Origin of the sequence: Neisseria maigaei, from assembly GCF_958267405.1 — a bacterium.
Classification (GTDB): domain Bacteria; phylum Pseudomonadota; class Gammaproteobacteria; order Burkholderiales; family Neisseriaceae; genus Neisseria; species Neisseria bergeri.
The window spans coordinates 72,364-91,177 of the sequence record NZ_CATQFT010000002.1 but is presented as its reverse complement, the minus strand read 5'-3'; the positions used below and the strand labels follow the sequence as shown (position 1 = coordinate 91,177).

Annotated in this window: 25 protein-coding genes and 1 pseudogene; 4 read left to right on the top strand and 22 right to left on the bottom strand. The window is 51.9% G+C overall.

Features of this window, described 5'->3' with window-relative positions; translation table 11 throughout:
- Positions 1 to 8: 8 nt before the first annotated feature.
- From Q3O06_RS01530 to Q3O06_RS01450, 17 genes are all read right to left on the bottom strand, one after another.
- Entirely contained in the window at positions 9 to 293 is a 285-nt protein-coding gene (locus Q3O06_RS01530; protein WP_025458230.1) for a hypothetical protein, read from the bottom strand.
- Positions 294 to 349: 56 nt separating this feature from the next.
- Positions 350 to 925 carry a protein adenylyltransferase Fic gene (gene fic, locus Q3O06_RS01525; RefSeq protein ID WP_301817263.1) on the bottom strand — a complete coding sequence of 192 codons (576 nt, stop codon included), beginning with the start codon at positions 923 to 925 and terminating at the stop codon, positions 350 to 352.
- 33 nt (positions 926 to 958) lie between these two features.
- The gene (nuoK, locus tag Q3O06_RS01520; protein ID WP_004519135.1) at positions 959 to 1,264 is read right to left on the bottom strand and encodes an NADH-quinone oxidoreductase subunit NuoK; all 306 of its coding nucleotides are present in this window, start codon (positions 1,262 to 1,264) and stop codon (positions 959 to 961) included.
- Positions 1,261 to 1,932, bottom strand: coding sequence for an NADH-quinone oxidoreductase subunit J (locus tag Q3O06_RS01515; RefSeq protein ID WP_118779612.1), 672 nt, complete (start codon positions 1,930 to 1,932; stop codon positions 1,261 to 1,263). The genes nuoK and Q3O06_RS01515 overlap by 4 nt, the downstream gene beginning before the upstream one ends.
- A gap of 11 nt (positions 1,933 to 1,943) precedes the next feature.
- A complete protein-coding gene (nuoI, locus tag Q3O06_RS01510) occupies positions 1,944 to 2,423 on the bottom strand; it encodes an NADH-quinone oxidoreductase subunit NuoI (RefSeq protein WP_002218650.1) in 480 nt (159 codons plus the stop codon).
- A gap of 80 nt (positions 2,424 to 2,503) precedes the next feature.
- Entirely contained in the window at positions 2,504 to 3,580 is a 1,077-nt protein-coding gene (gene nuoH / locus Q3O06_RS01505; protein ID WP_002218648.1) for an NADH-quinone oxidoreductase subunit NuoH, read from the bottom strand.
- 2 nt (positions 3,581 to 3,582) lie between these two features.
- On the bottom strand, positions 3,583 to 5,844 hold the full coding sequence (gene nuoG, locus Q3O06_RS01500) for an NADH-quinone oxidoreductase subunit NuoG (RefSeq protein ID WP_301817259.1): 2,262 nt from the start codon (positions 5,842 to 5,844) through the stop codon (positions 3,583 to 3,585).
- 277 nt (positions 5,845 to 6,121) lie between these two features.
- Positions 6,122 to 6,433: a GIY-YIG nuclease family protein gene (locus Q3O06_RS01495; RefSeq protein WP_285070903.1), complete on the bottom strand. Its 312-nt coding sequence runs from the start codon at positions 6,431 to 6,433 to the stop codon at positions 6,122 to 6,124.
- A 220-nt stretch (positions 6,434 to 6,653) separates the two neighbouring features.
- A complete protein-coding gene (locus tag Q3O06_RS01490; RefSeq protein ID WP_025463775.1) occupies positions 6,654 to 6,950 on the bottom strand; it encodes a hypothetical protein in 297 nt (98 codons plus the stop codon).
- A 78-nt stretch (positions 6,951 to 7,028) separates the two neighbouring features.
- Positions 7,029 to 8,324, bottom strand: coding sequence for an NADH-quinone oxidoreductase subunit NuoF (gene nuoF / locus Q3O06_RS01485; RefSeq protein ID WP_301817249.1), 1,296 nt, complete (start codon positions 8,322 to 8,324; stop codon positions 7,029 to 7,031).
- Positions 8,300 to 8,422, bottom strand: a complete 123-nt coding sequence (locus Q3O06_RS01480; protein ID WP_003681679.1) for a hypothetical protein — start codon at positions 8,420 to 8,422, stop codon at positions 8,300 to 8,302. Before Q3O06_RS01480 ends, nuoF begins: the two co-directional genes overlap by 25 nt.
- 61 nt (positions 8,423 to 8,483) lie before the next feature.
- A complete protein-coding gene (locus Q3O06_RS01475) occupies positions 8,484 to 9,059 on the bottom strand; it encodes an excalibur calcium-binding domain-containing protein (protein ID WP_301817247.1) in 576 nt (191 codons plus the stop codon).
- Positions 9,060 to 9,157: 98 nt separating this feature from the next.
- Positions 9,158 to 9,631 carry an NADH-quinone oxidoreductase subunit NuoE gene (gene nuoE / locus Q3O06_RS01470; protein WP_301817243.1) on the bottom strand — a complete coding sequence of 158 codons (474 nt, stop codon included), beginning with the start codon at positions 9,629 to 9,631 and terminating at the stop codon, positions 9,158 to 9,160.
- Positions 9,631 to 10,887, bottom strand: a complete 1,257-nt coding sequence (gene nuoD / locus Q3O06_RS01465) for an NADH dehydrogenase (quinone) subunit D (RefSeq protein ID WP_070497252.1) — start codon at positions 10,885 to 10,887, stop codon at positions 9,631 to 9,633. Before nuoD ends, nuoE begins: the two co-directional genes overlap by 1 nt.
- Positions 10,877 to 11,470, bottom strand: a complete 594-nt coding sequence (locus tag Q3O06_RS01460; protein ID WP_003750574.1) for an NADH-quinone oxidoreductase subunit C — start codon at positions 11,468 to 11,470, stop codon at positions 10,877 to 10,879. The genes nuoD and Q3O06_RS01460 overlap by 11 nt, the downstream gene beginning before the upstream one ends.
- A 12-nt stretch (positions 11,471 to 11,482) precedes the next feature.
- Positions 11,483 to 11,965, bottom strand: coding sequence for a NuoB/complex I 20 kDa subunit family protein (locus tag Q3O06_RS01455; protein ID WP_002215610.1), 483 nt, complete (start codon positions 11,963 to 11,965; stop codon positions 11,483 to 11,485).
- Positions 11,956 to 12,312, bottom strand: a complete 357-nt coding sequence (locus Q3O06_RS01450) for an NADH-quinone oxidoreductase subunit A (RefSeq protein ID WP_002216332.1) — start codon at positions 12,310 to 12,312, stop codon at positions 11,956 to 11,958. Before Q3O06_RS01450 ends, Q3O06_RS01455 begins: the two co-directional genes overlap by 10 nt.
- 206 nt (positions 12,313 to 12,518) lie before the next feature.
- Between Q3O06_RS01450 and Q3O06_RS01445 the strand changes: the two are divergent.
- Positions 12,519 to 12,662 (top strand): annotated as a pseudogene (locus tag Q3O06_RS01445) (IS5/IS1182 family transposase); the annotation flags it as partial.
- Between the two features lie 134 nt (positions 12,663 to 12,796).
- On the opposite strand, the gene Q3O06_RS01440 reads toward Q3O06_RS01445, so the two are convergent.
- A complete protein-coding gene (locus Q3O06_RS01440) occupies positions 12,797 to 13,783 on the bottom strand; it encodes a S49 family peptidase (protein ID WP_301817239.1) in 987 nt (328 codons plus the stop codon).
- 39 nt (positions 13,784 to 13,822) lie between these two features.
- Positions 13,823 to 14,623, bottom strand: a complete 801-nt coding sequence (locus Q3O06_RS01435) for a competence/damage-inducible protein A (protein ID WP_301817238.1) — start codon at positions 14,621 to 14,623, stop codon at positions 13,823 to 13,825.
- 124 nt (positions 14,624 to 14,747) lie between these two features.
- Here Q3O06_RS01435 and argG point away from each other — a divergent pair, with 124 nt between their 5' ends.
- The 3 genes from argG to Q3O06_RS01420 all read left to right on the top strand — a co-directional run bounded on the left by argG (position 14,748) and on the right by Q3O06_RS01420 (position 16,721).
- Entirely contained in the window at positions 14,748 to 16,091 is a 1,344-nt protein-coding gene (gene argG, locus Q3O06_RS01430; protein WP_301817237.1) for an argininosuccinate synthase, read from the top strand.
- A 206-nt stretch (positions 16,092 to 16,297) separates the two neighbouring features.
- Positions 16,298 to 16,513, top strand: coding sequence for a DUF4177 domain-containing protein (locus Q3O06_RS01425; RefSeq protein WP_002218233.1), 216 nt, complete (start codon positions 16,298 to 16,300; stop codon positions 16,511 to 16,513).
- Complete coding sequence (locus Q3O06_RS01420) at positions 16,506 to 16,721, top strand: hypothetical protein (RefSeq protein WP_002233267.1); 216 nt, start codon at positions 16,506 to 16,508, stop codon at positions 16,719 to 16,721. Before Q3O06_RS01425 ends, Q3O06_RS01420 begins: the two co-directional genes overlap by 8 nt.
- Positions 16,722 to 17,022: 301 nt before the next feature.
- Here Q3O06_RS01420 and Q3O06_RS01415 read toward each other — a convergent pair whose 3' ends face one another.
- The 3 genes from Q3O06_RS01415 to Q3O06_RS01405 are packed head-to-tail and all read right to left on the bottom strand — an operon-like array spanning position 17,023 to position 18,807.
- On the bottom strand, positions 17,023 to 17,220 hold the full coding sequence (locus tag Q3O06_RS01415; RefSeq protein WP_301817233.1) for a hypothetical protein: 198 nt from the start codon (positions 17,218 to 17,220) through the stop codon (positions 17,023 to 17,025).
- A 5-nt stretch (positions 17,221 to 17,225) separates the two neighbouring features.
- Positions 17,226 to 18,662 (bottom strand): transferrin-binding protein-like solute binding protein, encoded by a 1,437-nt coding sequence (locus Q3O06_RS01410; protein WP_301817323.1) that lies wholly within the window; start codon positions 18,660 to 18,662, stop codon positions 17,226 to 17,228.
- Positions 18,655 to 18,807, bottom strand: a complete 153-nt coding sequence (locus Q3O06_RS01405) for a hypothetical protein (protein ID WP_301817231.1) — start codon at positions 18,805 to 18,807, stop codon at positions 18,655 to 18,657. Before Q3O06_RS01405 ends, Q3O06_RS01410 begins: the two co-directional genes overlap by 8 nt.
- Between the last annotated feature and the right edge of the window lie 7 nt (positions 18,808 to 18,814).

Genomic DNA, 18,814 nt, shown 5'->3' with positions numbered 1-18,814 from the left:
GGGAAGGGTTAAGCCACCCGAGAAAAAACCAACAGTAAGGGCAAAATAGCACCGGCAGCATAAATCAAGACCCAAACAGGCAGATTGTCGGTGAACCGTCGCAGCAGAAAAAAATAGGCCCATGCGTACAATCCGGAAATCGCGCCGCTAATGAGTGCGGCAAAAATTCCGCCCGCCAAGGAGAATAACGAAATCACAACAGCAAAAGCTGCCGCCCACATCCATGTGGCGGAACGGTCTGCGTAATACTCCTGCATTTTACCGAATATCAATAATATGATTACCGTAATCATGAACGTTTCCCTTCTGAGGTCGTCCGAAACCGTCCGAACCCGCTTTCAGACGGCATTCAACCTTTCTCATACCCTTCGTAATAATATGACTGCTCAATACCTTTAAAAATGATTTCACGGTTGTCCACATCGTCAGTCAGGTTGTCCTTTAACAGAAAGCGCAGTTCTAAATCGTTGACGGGGCTGCGTTCCATCGCCTGCAAATACAGGGTTTTGCTTACATTTTGCCAGTTCACGACTTTTTTCAGGTTTTTCTTCAGCACCAAGTCCAGCCAGATGCGGGTACTTCTGCCATTACCCTCCAAAAACGGATGGGCAATGTTCATTTCAACATATTTGGCGATGATTTCTTCAAAAGTCCGCTCGGACATCTGCTCGATTTTAGCCAAAGCCTCTTTCAGATACATGGCGTTGGCAAAACGGAAACCACCTTTGGAAATGTTGTCTTCCCTGATTTGACCCGCAAAATCATATAAGCCGCCGAACAGGTAACGGTGAATCTGTTGCAGGCCCGCGGTGGTACCGACTTCGATACGGTCGATATCGCCGCTTTCAAACAGGCGGCAGGCATTATGCAGGCTTTGTTCGTCTATGGACTTCATCGTTTTTCCTATCGGGTTTTCAGACGGCATCGGTGCCCTGTCGGGCCTCAACCCAACCTACCTTTACCCTTTCAACTCGTCCAAATCGGCAACATTAATCGTTTGTCGGTTGCGGTACACCAATACCATAATCGCCAAACCGATGGCGGATTCGGCAGCGGCAACGGTCAGTACGAAGAATACGAAAATCTGTCCGGCAGTATCGCCCAAATATTGGGAGAAAGCGATAAAGTTGAAGTTCACCGCCAAGAGCATCAGCTCGATGGACATCAGCAATACCAGCACGTTTTTGCGGTTCATAAAGATACCCATTGCGCTGATACCGAACAGGAGCGCACCCAATACCAGATAATGCGTCAAGGTAATCATGCTTTGCCCTCCCCTTCCGGCTTGAGGCCGTCTGAAACTTCGCTTTCTTCGGCAGATTCGACTTGCGGTTTGACCGCTTCCATTTTCACCAGACGCATACGGCCTTGGTCGGCGCGTACTTTAACTTGATCTGCAGGGTCCATACGTTTCGGATTAACCGTTTTACGGTGAACCAGCGCAATCGCCGCCACCATACCCAACAGCAGTAATACCGCCGCCAATTCAAACGGCAACAGGTAATCGGTATAAATACGGCTGCCCAAATCACGGATATTGTTGTAATCGGCAGGAATGTCTTTCATCAGACCAAATGCGGCCAGGTCGGTTTTCGGGTTGACCAAAATCAGAATCAGCGCAACCGCCAACAGCGTACCGACCACACCGGCAACAGGCGCATGCCGCCAGAAACCAGCACGCATTTCTTCAATGTCGATGTTCAACATCATCACAACGAACAGGAACAACACCATCACGGCACCGACGTAAACCACCACCAGCGTCACGCCCAAAAACTCTGCCTGCATCAGCATCCAAATCATCGCGCTCACGCAGAAAGTCAGCACCAAATGCAAAGCGGCATGTACAGGGTTTTTAGCAGTAACGGTACGAACCGCACCGTACAAAACGATGGCGGCAAGGATATAGAACAGAATCGCGGAAAAAGTCATTCGTCTGCTCCTTAACGATACGGTGCGTCAGCGGCTTTGCGTTTGGCGATTTCAGCTTCGTATTTGTCGCCAATGGCCAAAAGAATCGGCTTGGTCATGTGCAAGTCGCCTTTTTTCTCGCCGTGGTATTCAAAAATATGGGTTTCCACAATCGCATCGGTCGGGCAGGCTTCTTCGCAGAAACCGCAGAAGATGCACTTGGTCAGGTCGATGTCGTAACGCTTGGTGCGGCGGGTGCCGTCTTCGCGTTCTTCCGATTCGATGTTAATCGCCATTGCCGGACAAACTGCCTCGCACAATTTACACGCGATACAGCGCTCTTCGCCGTTCGGATAACGGCGTTGCGCGTGCAGGCCGCGGAAACGCACGGATTGCGGCGTTTTCTCTTCGGGGAAATAAATTGTGTCTTTGCGGGCAAAAAAGTTTTTGAGCGTTACGCCCAAACCTTTTACCAACTCGCCGAGCAGAAAGGTTTTTACTAAGTTAGCCATATTATGTTCCCTCAAAACAGGGATTTCGTTAGGTATTCAAAATCGCTTTGTTCAGACGGCCTCAAGATGCCGTCTGAAACTTATTTCCACAAATTCAGCGGTGAAATCATCCACACGCCCAAAATCACGATGTAGGCGAAGCCGATCGGAATCAGCACTTTCCAGCCTAGGCGCATGATTTGGTCGTAACGGTAGCGTGGGAAGGTTGCACGGATCCACAGATACCAGTACAGCACTGCCGCCATTTTCACGAACATCCAGAATGCGGAAGGCGTTCCGACAATGCCCCAGCTTTGCGGGAACGGGGACAGCCAGCCGCCGAGGAACATCAGCGATGTCAGCGCGGCAATCAGGATCATGAAAATGTATTCGGCGAGGAAGAACAGCGCGAATGCGAAGCCGGAATATTCGACGTGGTGTCCGGCAACGATTTCAGACTCACCCTCTGCCACGTCAAACGGCGCGCGGTTGGTTTCGGCAACGGCGGAAATCAGATAGACGATGAAGATGGGGAAGAGCGGCAGCCAGTTCCACGAGAACACGGAACCGCCCGCGATGCCTTTTGCCTGCGCGGCAACGATGTCGGAGAAGTTCATGCTGCCCGACACCATCACGACGCACACCAGCGCGGCACTCATGGCGATTTCGTAAGAAATACTTTGCGCGGAAGCACGCATTGCGCCCAAGAACGAATATTTGGAGTTGGAAGCCCAGCCCGCGATAATCACGCCGTAAACCGACAGCGAGGTAATCATCAGGATATACAAAAGGCCGATATTGATATTGGTCAGCACCCATTCTTCGTTGAACGGAATCACTGCCCACGCCGCAAAAGACGGGGCGAGCGACATAATCGGGCCGATATAGAACAGGGCTTTGTTTGACAGCTTCGGACGGGTTACCTCTTTAAACAAGAGTTTGAACACGTCGGCAAACGGCTGAATCAGACCCCACGGGCCGGTTACGTTCGGGCCGACGCGAAGCTGCATGAAGCCGATGACTTTACGTTCGAAATACGTCAGGTAGGCAACGGTCAGAATCAGCGGAATCAGGATAATCACGATTTTGACGATGACGGATACCACCAAGCCTACGGTGATACCCAAATCGCCCAGACCGAGCGTTGCGGCAAAGAGGTTTTGGAACCATTCTTGCATGATCAAGCTCCCGCCAGTTCAATAGTGTCCATCAACGCACCCAGCGCGGCATTTTCGGTATGCAGCGGCAGATGCACCACGTTTTCAGGCAAACCGGCATCGGCTTTGACTGCAACCGATACGCTTGCGCCGTTTTGTTTGGCGACAGCGGCTTGTCCGTCTTGCAGGCCCAAGCGTGCCAATGTGTTCGGATTTACACGAGCGGCAGGCACGGCGGCATGGCCGGTTTCTTGCAACGGTGCGGAACGGCGCACGATGGCATCGGTGTGATAGATGCCGACTCCGCCCACGCGCACAAGGCGGCTTGATGCCGTCTGAAAATCTTTTTGACTCGAAGCTGCGCGGTTGTTCAGTTTGGACGGCAGGCTTTCCGCGTCCAACGCGTCTTTCAGAATCGCGGCGGTATCGTGGTATTCAAAGCCTTTCAGGTCAAACAGGTTGCCCAATACGCGCAACACTTTCCACAGCGGACGCGAATCGCCGAAGCCTTGTACCACGCCGTGGAAGGATTGCAGACGGCCTTCCATATTGATGAAGCTGCCTGATGTTTCGGTAAACGGCGCAATCGGCAACAACACGTCGCATACGTCCAGCAGCGTTTCGCTGACAAACGGCGTAAACGCCATCACGCTTTTCGCCTGTTTCAACGCGGCCACGGCTTTTGCGCCGTCAACCGTATCGATTTCAGGCTCGACGTTGAGCAGCAAGACTGCCTGTTTCGGCGCGTTTGCCATTTCAGTAACGCTCTCGCCGGAGTTTACATTCAAGACATCCGCACCGACGCTGTTGGCGGCTTGCGGCAAAATACCCAGCACTGCGCCGGTCGCATCTGCCAGCTCTTGCGCGGCGGCATAAATGGCGGCGTAATCGGGATGGTTTTGCACTTCCGCGCCCAAAATCACTGCTGCTTTTTCAGCGTTTTTCAGGCTGGCGGTAACGGCGTGTTCCGCATTGGCAGACAGGTTTTTCAGACGGCCTGCCCACTCGTCGGGATGTGCAGCTTCTTGAGACAGAAGCGGCATAAACAATTCTTCTTTACTGCTGGCCAATACGCTCAAGGCCATACGGTCTTTGGCGGCGCGGCGCAGGCGGGCGGTCAGGAGCGGCTGTTCTTTGCGCAAGTTCGCGCCGACTACCAATACGGCATCATTGTCAGCCAAAGATTCAATGCTTTGTCCCAACCATTGCGCACCTTTAAGGCCGTCTGAAAGACGTTTGTCTTGTTGGCGCAAACGGGTTGCAAAGTTTTTAACACCCAAGCCGTCGGCAAATTTTTTGGCCAGATACAGCTCTTCAACCGTATTCATCGGATTGGCCCAAATGCCGACTTGGTTTTGGTTGCCGTCTTTGGCGATACATTCAATCGCGCTGCGGACATATTCCAACGCGGTTTTCCAATCCACGTCCATCCACTCGCCGCCCTGTTTGATTTTCGGGTTTTTCAGACGGCTTTCGTGATACAGGCCTTCGTAGGCGAAACGGTCGCGGTCGGACAGCCAGCATTCGTTGATGGCTTCGTTTTCCAATGGCAACACGCGGCGGACAGTATGATCTTTGGTTTGTACAATCAGGTTGCTGCCCAAAGCATCATGGGCGGAAACGGATTTGCGGCGGTTCAATTCCCAAGTACGCGCGTTAAAGCGGAACGGTTTGCTGGTCAATGCACCGACAGGACACAAATCGATGACGTTGCCTGACAATTCGGTTTCCACTGCTTTGCCGATAAAAGGCATGATTTCGGAGTGTTCGCCGCGATTCGCCATCGCAATTTCCTGCAGGCCGGCGATTTCTTCGGTGAAACGCACGCAGCGGGTGCAGTGGATACAGCGGCTCATTTCCTCGGCGGAAACCAAAGGACCCATATCCTTGCCGACGACGGAACGTTTTTCTTCGGTGTAGCGGCTGGTGGTTTTGCCGTAGCCCACCGCCAAATCCTGCAACTGGCATTCGCCGCCTTGGTCGCAGGTCGGACAGTCGAGCGGATGGTTGATGAGCAGGAACTCCATCACACCTTCCTGTGCCTCCCTCGCCTTTGCCGAATGCGTACGCACAATCATGCCGTCCGTTACCGGCGTGGCACAGGCGGGCAGAGGTTTGGGGGCTTTTTCCACGTCCACCAAACACATACGGCAGTTGGCGGCGATGGAAAGTTTTTTGTGGTAACAGAAATGCGGGATATAAGTACCGAGCTTGTGCGCGGCTTCAATCACCGTCGCGCCCTGCTCCACAGATACCTGTTTGCCGTCGATTTCGATTTGTAACATGGTTCGTTCCTAGTTACGGGTATTTAATAAATAATCTTTTATGGAGGTCGTCTGAAAAATGGGCTTCAGACGGCCTTTTGAGTTTAGTTGGTAGTTAATGCTGTCAAAACACCACCATCTTGCCGTCATTCCCGCGCAGGCGGGAATCCATTCTTGGGTTTCGGTAACTGTTTTTCAAACATCTGTTTGTTAACTTTTGCAGTAATTCCCGCCGTAGCCTGCCCTTGCGTAGGCGGGAGCTGGAATAACGACAGTTTTTAAAGTTCCAGAAATAAAACTAAACAAACAACACGCCCGACAAATCCAACCATTCGGGATTTTGTTCTTCAATCAGTTTAATCTTCCATTCACGTCGCCATTTTTTCATCGTTTTTTCTTTGGCAACTGCTTCAGGCATATTCTCAAAAAACTCATACCAAACTAAATCATGCACATCATATCGGGCAGTAAAGCCATCAATATTGACATGGTTTTTGTGCTGCCAAACTCTTTCCGGCAGATTCATGGTAACGCCGATATAGAGTGTTCCGTTTTTACCGTTTGCCAAAATATATACGGCAGGTTGCCTAGCAAGCGGATGGTTTCGCATTTATTGTTTCCTGCAATATAAACAACTTTTTTCAATATCATTTACAGCCGTTTTCATCTGAAAACATCTGGCCACTCCCGCCGTCATTCCCGCGTAGGCGGGAATCCTTTTTTGGATTTTAGCAACTGCTTTTCAAATATCGGGTTCTGTAGATTCCACTATGGATTCCCGCCTACGCGGGAATGACGGCGATTTATATATTTCTTCGTGTACAACAAATTTATTCTTCAGCAATCCATGAATAGCTATTGACATAACCTTTATGCACTTGGAACCTTCTTTTTCTATCTTTGTCCAAAACTATTTTTAATAGTTTTCCTGCTGCCTTTGCTGCTAAATCAAATGCTTCTTCAGGAGTTTTCCCCTTTTCACGATAATTTTTCCATAAAGGTTCTAATGGCATATCCTGCCAATCCCACGCACTTTCACCACCGAACAAATCACGGACGGCAAAAGGCTTATCACAATTTGTACCAATCCATTCATCGACCGCCTCTTGAATATAATCAAGAGCCAATTTTGCCTCATCCTCCGATTTGAATATCCAGACATTCTAAATACTAGTCTTTAAATCCATAATCATTGTTATATTCCCTCAACACCACTTATTCGGTTTCATCGGTCCGCCGTGTTCGATGTAATGCACAAACTCATCACGGAAATGCTTGGTAAAGCTGCGTACGGGGAAGACGGCGGCATCGGCAAGGGCGCAGATGGTGCGGCCTGCCATTTGGTTGCCGACGGAATCCAGCAAATCCAAATCTTCCATTTTACCTTTGCCTTCTACGATGCGGTGGACGATGCGGTAGAGCCAGCCCGTACCTTCGCGGCACGGGGTGCATTGGCCGCAAGACTCGTCGTAGTAAAAGTAGCTTAAGCGTTCGAGGGCTTTGACCATGCACACGTCTTCGTCCATCACGATAATCGCACCGGAACCCAGCATCGAGCCTGCCTTGGAAATCGAGTCATAATCCATATTGGTCTGCATGATGATATCGGCAGGCAAAACTGGCGCGGACGAACCGCCGGGAATGACGGCTTTAAGTTTTTTACCGCCGCGCATACCGCCCGCCATTTTCAGGATTTCGGCAAACGGCGTGCCTAACGGCACTTCATAGTTGCCCGGACGCTCAACATGACCGGAAATACAGAACAATTTGGTACCGCCGGCATTCGGAATGCCTTTGTCGGCAAACGTCTGACCGCCGTCACGGATAATGAAGGGGACGGAGGAGAACGTTTCGGTATTGTTGATGGTGGTCGGTTTGCCGTACAGGCCGAACGAAGCAGGGAATGGCGGTTTAAAGCGCGGCTGGCCTTTTTTGCCTTCCAACGATTCGAGCAATGCGGTTTCTTCGCCGCAAATATATGCGCCGTAGCCGTGGTGGGCAAAGAGTTCAAATTCAAAATCCGAACCCAAAATATTTTTACCCAAAAAGCCTGCGGCACGCGCCTGCTCCAAAGCGGCTTCAAAACGTTGGTAGCCTTCGAAAATTTCGCCGTGAATGTAATTGTAGCCCGCTTTCGCACCCATCGCGTAACCGGCAATAATCATGCCTTCAATCAGGGCATGGGGATTGAACATAATAATGTCGCGGTCTTTAAATGTACCGGGCTCGCCTTCGTCGGTATTGCAAACCACATATTTTTCGCCCGGGAAGGAACGGGGCATAAAGCTCCATTTCAAACCGGTCGGGAAGCCCGCACCGCCGCGCCCGCGCAAGCCGGAGGTTTTGACTTCGTCAATCACGTCGGTTTGCGAGATGTTTTCGGACAGGATTTTACGCAGGGCGGTATAGCCGCCGCGTTTGACGTATTCGTCCAATGTCCAACAATCGGGATTGGCGGTATCCACTTGGTCAAAAATCACGCCTGATTGGTAAATAGCCATTTTTGGTGTGCCTGTTTGTTTTCGTATCGTTTGCGGCTGCCTGCCGTCTCAATGTTCCTGATGCCGTCTGAAACGGTTCGTCTGTTTTCAGACGGCATTTTCCTGTCTTCGTTTAATCTGAACCAAACCTGTGTTTGTTCTTCCCGTCATCAATCAAAATTACCATCCGCTGCACATATTTTCACACGGAATGCCGTCGCCATCGCCGTCCATCTTGGTATCGGAACAGTTCCTCACAAACCATTTGGCTTCTTCGCACGAAGTCATTTGTGAGCAATATTGCCTGCCGTCGCAACGGTATGGGCTGCTGTCGGGCTGCTGCCGTTTTATTTCGGGCAATACTTGCGTTTTAACCGGCGTATTTTCCTGTTTCGGAGTCAGCTTCTCTGACGCATATTGATACGCCTTATAGCCGATTACCGAAACAAGCAGCAAACCGACCAACAAAGACAGCACAACCTGAACAATCGAAGTGGGAGATTCCTCGTCTTTTCGATGTTTTTTGCGGTATCCGGGAGAAACTGCACACTCCCGATTCAGATAGCGTATCTGTTTTGCAGAAAATCTTCCCTTGCCGTCTGAAACCACTTCAAAACCGACCGCCTCGTTAATCTCAGGACGCGGGTTTCTTGAGGAAAAGTCGGAAATATGGCAGAAGATTTCTTTGTTACCGCCATCTATCCGTATAAAACCATAACCTTTTTCGTCATCCCATTTGACAATTACCCCCCTCATCAACCACTCCTTTTTTATTGTTACTTTTTAAAATCACAATTTAGAATTTTGGAATAACCGTTTAAATTTGATTACAACCCCGGCTGCATCCGGATAATCTATTCTAATTCTGCTAATTTTTTCTCAATCGCCTCTTCGGTCATAAAGCTGCACATGCTGTGGTTGTTGACCAGCATAACCGGAGCGTCGCCGCACGCGCCCATGCACTCGCCTTCGACAAGGGTAAATTTGCCGTCGGGCGTGGTTTCGCCGTAGCCGATACCGAGTTTTTGTTTGATGTATTCGCCGGTCGCCATACCGCCGCGCAGGGCGCAGGGCAGGTTGGTACAAACGGTCAGTTTGTATTTGCCGACAGGCTCAAGGTCGTACATATTGTAGAAAGTGGCGACTTCGTAGGCTTGTGCAGGCGAGATGCCGATGTAGTCGGCGACAAAAGCGATGGTTTCGGGGGCGAGCCAGCCTTTTTCGGTTTGGGCGATACGCAACGCGCCCATGATGGCGGAACGGCGTTGGTCGGCGGGATATTTCGCCAACTCGATGTCGATTTGTTTTAAGGATTCTGCGGATAACATTATCGGTCAACCTCCCCGAATACGATGTCCTGCGTACCGATGATGGCAACGACGTCAGCGAGCATGTGGCCTTTTGCCATTTCGTCCATGCCTTGCAGGTGGGCGAAGCCGGGTGCGCGGATTTTCAGGCGGTAGGGTTTGTTTGCACCGTCTGAAATGATGTAAACGCCGAACTCGCCTTTCGGATGTTCGACAGCGGTATAGGTCTCGCCCTCGGGAACGTGCATACCCTCGGTAAAGAGTTTGAAATGGTGAATCAGGTCTTCCATACCTGTTTTCATTTCGGTACGTTTGGGCGGAGCAAATTTGTGGTTTGTGGTAATGACCGGGCCGGGATTGACGCGCAGCCAGTCAACGCATTGTTTGATGATGCGCACGGATTGACGCATTTCTTCCATACGGCAGAGGTAACGGTCGTAGCAGTCGCCATTCACACCGACAGGGATGTCGAAATCCATTTGGTCGTACACTTCATACGGTTGTTTCTTACGTACGTCCCATTCCACGCCCGAACCGCGCAACATAACGCCGGTAAAGCCTTTTTGCATGGCGCGTTCGGGGGAGACGACGCCGATGCCGACGGTACGCTGTTTCCAAATACGGTTGTCGGTCAGGAGGGTTTCGAGTGTGTCGATGTTTTTGGGGAAGCGTTCGCAAAAGGCGTCGATGAAGTCGAGCATGGTGCCTTCGCGGGATTCGTTGAGCTGCTTCAATACTTTGGCGTTGCGGAATTTGCTGCTCTCGTATTTGGGCATGAAGTCGGGCAGATCGCGGTAAACGCCGCCGGGACGGAAGTAGGCGGCGTGCATACGCGCGCCGGACACGGCTTCGTACAAGTCCATCAGCTCTTCGCGGTCGCGGAAGGCGTAAAGGATGGCGGTCATCGCGCCGATGTCGAAGGCGTGCGAACCGATGCCCATCAAGTGATTGAGGATGCGCGTTACTTCGGCGAACATCACGCGGATGTATTGGGCGCGGATAGGTACATCGATACCGGCAAGTTTTTCTACTGCCAAGCAATACGCCTGCTCGTTAACCATCATGGAAACGTAGTCCAAGCGGTCCATATAGGGTAGGGCTTGCAGATAGGTTTTGGTTTCAGCCAGTTTTTCAGTACCGCGGTGCAGGAGACCGATGTGCGGGTCGGCACGGACGATGGTTTCGCCCTCCAACTCCAAAATCATACGCAATACGCCGTGCGCCGCAGGATGTTGCGGGCCGAAGTTGATGGTGTAGTTTCTTAATTTATTGGCCACCGTAGTTCTCCTCACGGACGATACGCGGTGTGATCTCGCGCGGCTCAATGGTAACAGGTTGGTAAATCACGCGTTTTTGCTCTTCGTCGTAACGCATTTCCACATAGCCGGAAATCGGGAAGTCTTTGCGGAACGGATGTCCGACGAAACCGTAATCGGTCAGGATGCGGCGCAAGTCCGGGTGATTGTTGAACATGATGCCGTACATATCGAAGGCTTCGCGTTCGTACCAATCCGCGCTGTTGTAAATATCGACTACGGATTCGACTACGGGGAAGTCGTCGTCTGAAACCCAGACGCGCACGCGGATGCGCTGATTGTTTTTAACGGAAAGAAGCTGGCTGACGACGGCAAAGCGCTTGCCCTGCCATAATTCGTTTTTATAAGTGCTGTAATCGACACCGCACAAGTCAACCAGAAGCTCGAAATGCAGTTCTTCATGGTCGCGCAGCGTGGTCATGACTGAAATATAGTGTTCAGGCAGACACTCGACGGTAATCTCGCCCAAAGCTGAAATGACTTTGCTTGCCTGATCGCCAAGCACACCGACAACGGTCTCGTATAAGTTTTGAATGCTTGCCATATCGTCCTCTCCTTACTCATCACGCGCGATGGTGGAAGTGCGCTTGATTTTTTGTTGGAGCTGAATCAGGCCGTAAATCAGGGCTTCCGCAGTCGGCGGACAACCCGGCACATAAACATCTACCGGCACGACGCGGTCGGCACCGCGCACAACGGAATAAGAATAGTGATAATAGCCGCCGCCGTTAGCACACGAACCCATAGACAATACCCAGCGCGGCTCGGCGAGCTGGTCGTATACGCGGCGTAGGGCAGGTGCCATTTTGTTGGTCAGCGTACCTGCCACAATCATCAGGTCGGCCTGACGTGGGGACGGACGGAAAATGATGCCGAAACGGTCAAGGTCATAACGCGCCATGCCCGCATGCATCATTTCTACGGCGCAGCAGGCCAAGCCGAAAGTAACCGGCCACAATGAACCGGTACGCATATAGTTCAGCACCGTATCCGCGCTGGTGGTGATGAAACCTTTTTTCAAAACGCCTTCTATTCCCATTCCAGCGCACCTTTTTTCCATTCGTAAACAAAGCCTACCGTCAGAACGACGATAAACACCAGCATAGACCAGAAGCCGTACGCGCCCAAATCTTTGAACACGACTGCCCACGGCAGCATAAACGCAACCTCCAAATCAAACAGGATGAAGAGGATGGCGACGAGGTAATAGCGCACGTCGAACTTCATCCTCGCGTTTTCAAAGGCTTCAAAACCGCATTCGTAAGGCGCGTCTTTTTCGGCATAGTGGCGTTTCGGGCCCAAAATTGTGCCGAGCAGGATAAACAGCACGCCGGCCGCGAGACCGACGAGGATAAAGACAAAGACGGGAAAGTAAGCGGACAACATGGTTACACCCAAATCCGTTAACAAAATTTCTACAATAATTTCGTATTTTAGCGAATTTCAAAAACCATTAAAAGGTAAATATCGGCAAAACGCCCAAAAAAACCCAATAAATACAATCATGTTATGATAACGATTCTTATTTGATTTCAAGAACGCCGGACCGTCTGTTTCGCGCCAATCCTATAAAAACAAAACGTTTCTATCTTTATAGTGGATTAAATTTAAATCAGGACAAGGCGACGAAGCCGCAGACAGTACAGATAGTACGGCAAGGCGAGGCAACGCTGTACTGGTTTAAATTTAATCCACTATATTGCTGCCATCGTACAGACCGGCACGGTACAAACCACGCGACAAGCGTTCTGTTTTCATATTACCGTTTCACAAATATCACCCTACCATGCAAAAAAATGCCGTCTGAAAACCTTTCAGACGGCATCGGTATAGTGGTTTAAATTTCAACCACTATATCCGGCGGAAAGCGTTATCGGAGGGATTGCAGAGCTTCCGAAACGCTTGCTTTGAGTTCTGCGCCGAAGCGTCTACCCAAGATTCTGCCGAAATCGTCCTTCGGAGTGTAATCCACCACATCGGGGGCTTTGACCACGTCTCGCGCCACGCTGTAAATATTGCCGAGTCCGTCCACCAGCCCGACTTTCTGCGCATCCGCACCCGTGTACACCCGACCGCTGAACACGTCGGGATATTGTCGGAATTTGAGGCGGCCGCTGCGTCCGGTTTTGACGGCTTTGATAAATTCGCCGTGTATGCCGGTCAGCATTTCTTCCCAGATTTTCGCCTGTTCGGGCGTTTCGGGCGAAAACGGATCGCCCATGCCTTTGTTGCTGCCTGCAATTTTAACCCTGCGTTTCACGCCGATTTTTTCCATCAGGCCGGTCGCGTCGAAACTGCTGCCGATAACGCCGATGCTGCCGACGATGCTGGACGGGTCGGCATAGATTTTGTCCGCCGCCGCCGCGATGTAGTAGCAGCCGGACGCGCACATATCCTCCGCCACGAGATAAACGGGGATGCCGGGGTGCTGCGCCTTCAGACGGCGTATTTCTTCAAAAGCGGTGTTGGACACGACAGGCGAACCGCCGGGACTGTTGGCGCGGATGATGATGGCTTTTGCCTGCGGGTTTTTATAGGCGGCTTCCATACCGTCTTTGAGTTTTTTGACCTGGTCTTCTACGCCGTTACCGATTTCGCCGTACAGGTTGACGACTGCGGTATGCGGCATATTGCCCGTCAACTGCAATGCGGCTTCGTCTTTTTGGAAAATGCCTGCAATCAGGGCAACCAGAATCAGGGTACTGACGGCGCGCCAGATGTTTTTCCACATCCGCTCCCTGCGCCTGTCCCGATAGGCGGACAGCAGCACTTCGCGCATGATGTCGCGCTCCCATAAGGTTTCCCCCGCATTTTTTGCTTCGGGTGCTTCGTTTTCTCTTCTGATTCGGTATTGCATGGTTTTCCTTAAATATCGTCCGATTTGGGCAAACGGTTTTCAGTTTACCCGATTTTTCAGCTCTGCTCCCAATCCGTCCAAGCTGTGCAACACTTCCGCCCACGCCGCGTCCAAAAGGTTGACGGCTTCTCCTTCGGCTTTGATGCCGAACTCAATGTGCGGTTTGACCTGCGTGCCGTCTGAATGCGTCCAACCGACGCTGGGCAGGCTGTACGAACGCACGCCGGGATAAGTTTGCTCGATATGCTCCATAAGCGGCGTAATGCGCGATTCGGGCTGCTCGAACACATACACGCTGCGGCTGCCGCGTTCGGTTTGGTTGAAGCGGTCGGCGTAATAAGTATTCAAAACCCATTCGGCCATCGGATGCGCCATCACGGGGAAGCCGGGGAAGAAATAATGCTCGCGGATGGAAAATCCGGCGATATTATTAAACGGATTAGGCACCAATTCCGCGCCTTGGGGAAAATCCGCCATCTTCAGGCGTTGGGCGTGTTCGGGCGAATCGAGCGGCTCACCGCGTTTAAGGGTCACGCCTTCGATGAACTTGGCGGCTTCAGGATGGCGGACGACGGGCAAATCCAAAGCAGCGGCTGCGGCTTGGCGGGTGTGGTCGTCGGGCGTGGCTCCGATGCCGCCGGTAACGAAAGTCGGCAGGCCGTCTGAAAAACTGCGGCGCAGTTGTTTGACCAGCAAATCGGGTTCGTCGGGCAGGTATTGCACCTGATTGAGCTTCAGCCCGCGCGATTCCAGCAGGGATTTGAAAAAGGCGAAATGCTTGTCTTGGCGGCTGCCGTGCAGAATTTCGTCGCCGATGATGATGAGGTTGAACGCGTTCATAATGTTTTCAGTTTTAAATACCGCCTGAAACGGCGGAATACCCGTTCAGACGGCATGATGGCTGACAATATTTCCTATTTATAAGATAATGGCTTTGATTTTTCAAGCTATCGAGGATTTTTTCATGAACCAAAACCATACTATTTTACAAAACCTCCCCGTCGGTCAGAAAGTCGGCATCGCCTTCTCCGGCGGCCTTGATACCTCTGCCGCGCTGTTGTGGATGAAACTCAAAGGCGCGCTGCCTTATGCCTACACTGCCAACCTCGGACAGCCCGACGAAGACGATTACAACGCCATTCCTAAAAAAGCGATGGAATACGGTGCGGAAAACGCCCGCCTGATCGACTGCCGCGCGCAGTTGGCACACGAAGGCATCGCCGCCATCCAATGCGGCGCGTTCCACGTTTCCACCGGCGGCATCGCCTATTTCAACACCACGCCTCTGGGCCGCGCCGTAACCGGCACGATGCTTGTTTCCGCCATGAAAGAAGACGATGTGAATATTTGGGGCGACGGCAGCACCTACAAAGGCAACGACATCGAGCGTTTCTACCGCTACGGTTTGCTCACCAATCCCGCGCTGAAAATCTACAAACCCTGGCTCGACCAACAATTTATCGACGAACTCGGCGGCCGCCACGAAATGAGCGAATTTCTGATTGCCAACGGCTTCAACTACAAAATGTCGGTTGAAAAAGCCTACTCCACCGATTCCAATATGCTCGGCGCGACCCACGAAGCCAAAGACTTGGAATTTTTGAACTCGGGCATCAAAATCGTCAAACCCATTATGGGCGTTGCCTTCTGGGACGAAAACGTCGAAGTCAAACCCGAAGAAGTCAGCGTACACTTTGAAGAAGGCGTGCCGGTTGCACTGAACGGCAAAGAATACGCCGATCCTGTCGAACTCTTCCTCGAAGCCAACCGCATCGGCGGCCGCCACGGCTTGGGTATGAGCGACCAAATCGAAAACCGCATCATCGAAGCCAAATCGCGCGGCATCTACGAAGCCCCGGGAATGGCGTTGTTCCACATCGCCTACGAACGCTTGGTTACCGGCATCCACAACGAGGATACCATCGAACAATACCGCATCAACGGCCTGCGCCTCGGACGTTTGCTCTACCAAGGCCGCTGGTTCGACAGCCAAGCCTTGATGTTGCGCGAAACCGCCCAACGCTGGGTCGCCAAAGCCGTTACCGGCGAAGTTACCCTCGAATTGCGGCGCGGCAACGACTACTCGATTCTGAACACCGAATCGCCCAACCTGACCTACCAACCCGAACGCCTGAGTATGGAAAAAGTCGAAGGTGCGGCGTTCACACCGCTCGACCGCATCGGACAGCTCACGATGCGAAACCTCGACATCACCGACACCCGCGCCAAACTGGGTATCTACTCGCAAAACGGCTTGTTGTCGCTGGGCGAAGGTTCGGTATTGCCGCAGTTGGGCAATAAGCAATAAGTTTCGCCGCATTGCATCGCTGCAATTTAAGGGATTGTCTGAAAAGGCAATCCCTTAGTTAAAGGAATCCTATGTTTCAACACACAGGACGACACATAAAGCACCGCCCTATGTATCATCCTGATTTGGAAGGGGTTACGCCCCTCCCAAATAAAGTCTGATCCTGCCGCCCCAAAGGGCGGTGTTTCAACCGAAAAGGAAATACGATGAAAGAATACAAAGTCGTCATTTATCAGGAAAGCCTGTTGTCCAGCCTGTTTTTCGGCGCGGCAAAGGTCAACCCCGTCAATTTCAGCGCGTTCCTCAACAAACAAACCCCCGAAGGCTGGCGGGTCGTAACGATGGAAAAAGATTTACGCCGTATGCTGCTGTTTTTCAAACGCGAAGCCTACGTCGTCATTTTGGAGCGGGATCGTGTTTAAGCTCGGCGTTTATGCCTGTCTCGGACTATTTGCCGGCTGGGTGCTGCTGCTGATTGTGCAACTTTGGTTTTCTTTTCTCGAAGCGGAATTGTTCTTTAAGATCACACTGACTATGGCGGGGCTGTTTGTCATCATCCTCGCCGCCCTGCTGGTATGCGGCCAGTATTTTTCCGAAAAGAAAATGAAAGACGACGGGTTTATCAACTGATGCGGATTTGAACCGGACCCGCGACCCAAACATCACAATGCCGTCTGAACGCCCCCGCTTCAGACGGCATACCGTTTCCGCAAGCCCTTTTAGCACATAAGGCACACCCCGTCGTACCGCCCCGATTCGGAAAGGCGATGCCTTTCCCCAAACCGGCCCGAACCCTGCCGCCCCGAAGAGCGGGGGTTCAAGGCATTATCGCCCTGCCGCTGCCGGTTGGAACCGGCGGAGTGTTGAAACACAGCCGTTGAAAAAACAGGCCGTCTGAACATTCAGACGGCCTGTGCTTTATTTTCATATTTCAACAACCCGAAAAAGGCGGGCGGAAATACCCGGCATTCCGGCTGCTGCCGACGGTTTCCCCAGACGGAGGGGGAATGCCGCCGATACGCGCGGCAATTTCAGTGCCGGATTTTGGGATGCCGCCTTTTTCGGGGGCTTGTTTGATGATTTGAACGCGTCGTCCCGCCGTAATGAATACCTGCGCTTCAGACGGCATCAGCATCAATCCTGCTCTTTTTTGCCGGCAAACACGCCGAATCCGCCCTTTTCCGCATCTGTCGGGCGATAGCTGTATTTTCCCGCCACTTCCTCGCCGGCCGGGCCGTAAAACCTTCCGGAAACATCCCCGCTGCCATTTTCCGTCCAAGTCCCCTTAAAGCCGTTTCCATCGATGACGGCTTTGAATTTTTGCGTACCCATATGCAAATCATCGCCGCTGTCGATAATGCCGTCCACAGATTTGCTGCCGAAATCGACTTTTGCGGCAAACCTGCCCCTAGACGGGTACGGACGGCCGTTTTCCATATGGAAATGCAGCACTTCGCCGTTGTACACGGCCGCGCCCGCAAGCATTTCGCCTTTTGCCGGTTCGCCTTGCACACGGAGGGCATACGATCCGCCGGGCAATTTTTCCGCCCCGTAAGTCAGATACCGGTAATTCCCTTCGGGCGCGAAGATATTGCCGGAATGCCCCGTCAGGCTGACCGCTTCCCCATCGACAATCAGCGTATCGTCCTGATTGACGGGAATCAGCGGCATCTCGGCAGGAAGCGACCTCCTCGACCGTGCAGAACGGGTAGGGGGTTTGTCCGTATAGAAGATGATATATTTGTTAGTTCCATCCTTTTTTACCCTGTCAGCAACCAAACCGACAAAATTCTCCCGTTGCTCGTCTTTTTTATATCGCTTAATTTTTTCTTCATCACTTAATTTTTCAAATTCTGATTTTGACGGGGCTTCTTCGCTTAATAGATTATCACCATTACAAGAATCGCCTTTACAGTGGGTCAACGTTATATTTTGCGACGGCCCGTCAATCACAACAGAATTGCCCACGTTCGTCCTTCCAAAATCGCTGCCGCCATTCGTGGCGTTAGAATTGGTTGAAGGGGCAGGATTTTGAGAGCCGCCGACTTGATTGTTTTCAGCTTGATCTGCCGTATTGCCGGCATTTTCCCCTGCCGACGGATTGTCCCCCTGCATTCCGTCCGCCGCATTTGCCGCATCCGGTTTGTTTTCCGGTTGCGCCGATTCCCCGTTATCCGGTACTTGGTTTCCCATATCCCCGGCGGGCATATTCGGTGCTGTGGTGTGATTCGGTGTCAAACTATCTGTATCGGCGGCATTCTGCGGCATATCATTTTGCGCCCCCGCGTCTTCATTTTTGGGGTTGTCCGTTGTTGCCGCACCGCCATTGCCTGTATTTTCTGCCGAAACTGCCGCCATATCTTGGCTGCCTTGTGTGGATGGCGCGCCCTGTCCTTGAGAACCTACCTGTGGCGCATCTTCCTTTGCCCCTGTCTCTTTTTCAGCAACAACAGGAGCGGCCGGTTTTGACGGCGTGTCCGCCGACTTGACATCGGGCGATCCGCCACCGCCGCCACCGCAGGCTGAAAGGGCAAAAATACAAGCCATTGCAATCACACTGCGTTTAAACATCATCATCTCCTTCATAGGGCGGTGCTTTATGTATCGCCCTGTGTGTTGAAACATATTCAATAAGGCAGCCGGTATTGTTTCCGCCATATGCCCATAAAATTGTAAAAATATGCCGTCTGAACGCCAACCAGGCTTCAGACGGCATAGCTTGG

Bases quoted from the DNA above. Each gene is read 5' to 3' on its own strand.
- Q3O06_RS01425 (WP_002218233.1), top strand. From the start codon at position 16,298: ATGAAAGAATACAAAGTCGTCATTTATCAGGAAAGCCTGTTGTCCAGC.
- fic (WP_301817263.1), bottom strand. From the start codon at position 925: ATGCCGTCTGAAAACCCGATAGGAAAAACGATGAAGTCCATAGACGAA.
- Q3O06_RS01480 (WP_003681679.1), bottom strand. From the start codon at position 8,422: ATGCCGTCTGAAAACAGACGAACCGTTTCAGACGGCATCAGGAACATT.
- nuoF (WP_301817249.1), bottom strand. From the start codon at position 8,324: ATGGCTATTTACCAATCAGGCGTGATTTTTGACCAAGTGGATACCGCC.
- Q3O06_RS01515 (WP_118779612.1), bottom strand. From the start codon at position 1,932: ATGACTTTTTCCGCGATTCTGTTCTATATCCTTGCCGCCATCGTTTTG.
- Q3O06_RS01450 (WP_002216332.1), bottom strand. From the start codon at position 12,312: ATGTTGTCCGCTTACTTTCCCGTCTTTGTCTTTATCCTCGTCGGTCTC.
- Q3O06_RS01435 (WP_301817238.1), bottom strand. From the start codon at position 14,623: ATGAACGCGTTCAACCTCATCATCATCGGCGACGAAATTCTGCACGGC.
- nuoI (WP_002218650.1), bottom strand. From the start codon at position 2,423: ATGGCTAACTTAGTAAAAACCTTTCTGCTCGGCGAGTTGGTAAAAGGT.
- Q3O06_RS01460 (WP_003750574.1), bottom strand. From the start codon at position 11,470: ATGGCAAGCATTCAAAACTTATACGAGACCGTTGTCGGTGTGCTTGGC.
- Q3O06_RS01475 (WP_301817247.1), bottom strand. From the start codon at position 9,059: ATGAGGGGGGTAATTGTCAAATGGGATGACGAAAAAGGTTATGGTTTT.
- Q3O06_RS01405 (WP_301817231.1), bottom strand. From the start codon at position 18,807: ATGCCGTCTGAAGCCTGGTTGGCGTTCAGACGGCATATTTTTACAATT.
- nuoH (WP_002218648.1), bottom strand. From the start codon at position 3,580: ATGCAAGAATGGTTCCAAAACCTCTTTGCCGCAACGCTCGGTCTGGGC.
- nuoK (WP_004519135.1), bottom strand. From the start codon at position 1,264: ATGATTACCTTGACGCATTATCTGGTATTGGGTGCGCTCCTGTTCGGT.
- nuoG (WP_301817259.1), bottom strand. From the start codon at position 5,844: ATGTTACAAATCGAAATCGACGGCAAACAGGTATCTGTGGAGCAGGGC.
- nuoE (WP_301817243.1), bottom strand. From the start codon at position 9,631: ATGTTATCCGCAGAATCCTTAAAACAAATCGACATCGAGTTGGCGAAA.
- Q3O06_RS01455 (WP_002215610.1), bottom strand. From the start codon at position 11,965: ATGGGAATAGAAGGCGTTTTGAAAAAAGGTTTCATCACCACCAGCGCG.
- Q3O06_RS01530 (WP_025458230.1), bottom strand. From the start codon at position 293: ATGATTACGGTAATCATATTATTGATATTCGGTAAAATGCAGGAGTAT.
- Q3O06_RS01410 (WP_301817323.1), bottom strand. From the start codon at position 18,662: ATGTTTAAACGCAGTGTGATTGCAATGGCTTGTATTTTTGCCCTTTCA.
- Q3O06_RS01415 (WP_301817233.1), bottom strand. From the start codon at position 17,220: ATGCCGTCTGAAGCGCAGGTATTCATTACGGCGGGACGACGCGTTCAA.
- Q3O06_RS01440 (WP_301817239.1), bottom strand. From the start codon at position 13,783: ATGCAATACCGAATCAGAAGAGAAAACGAAGCACCCGAAGCAAAAAAT.
- Q3O06_RS01495 (WP_285070903.1), bottom strand. From the start codon at position 6,433: ATGCGAAACCATCCGCTTGCTAGGCAACCTGCCGTATATATTTTGGCA.
- argG (WP_301817237.1), top strand. From the start codon at position 14,748: ATGAACCAAAACCATACTATTTTACAAAACCTCCCCGTCGGTCAGAAA.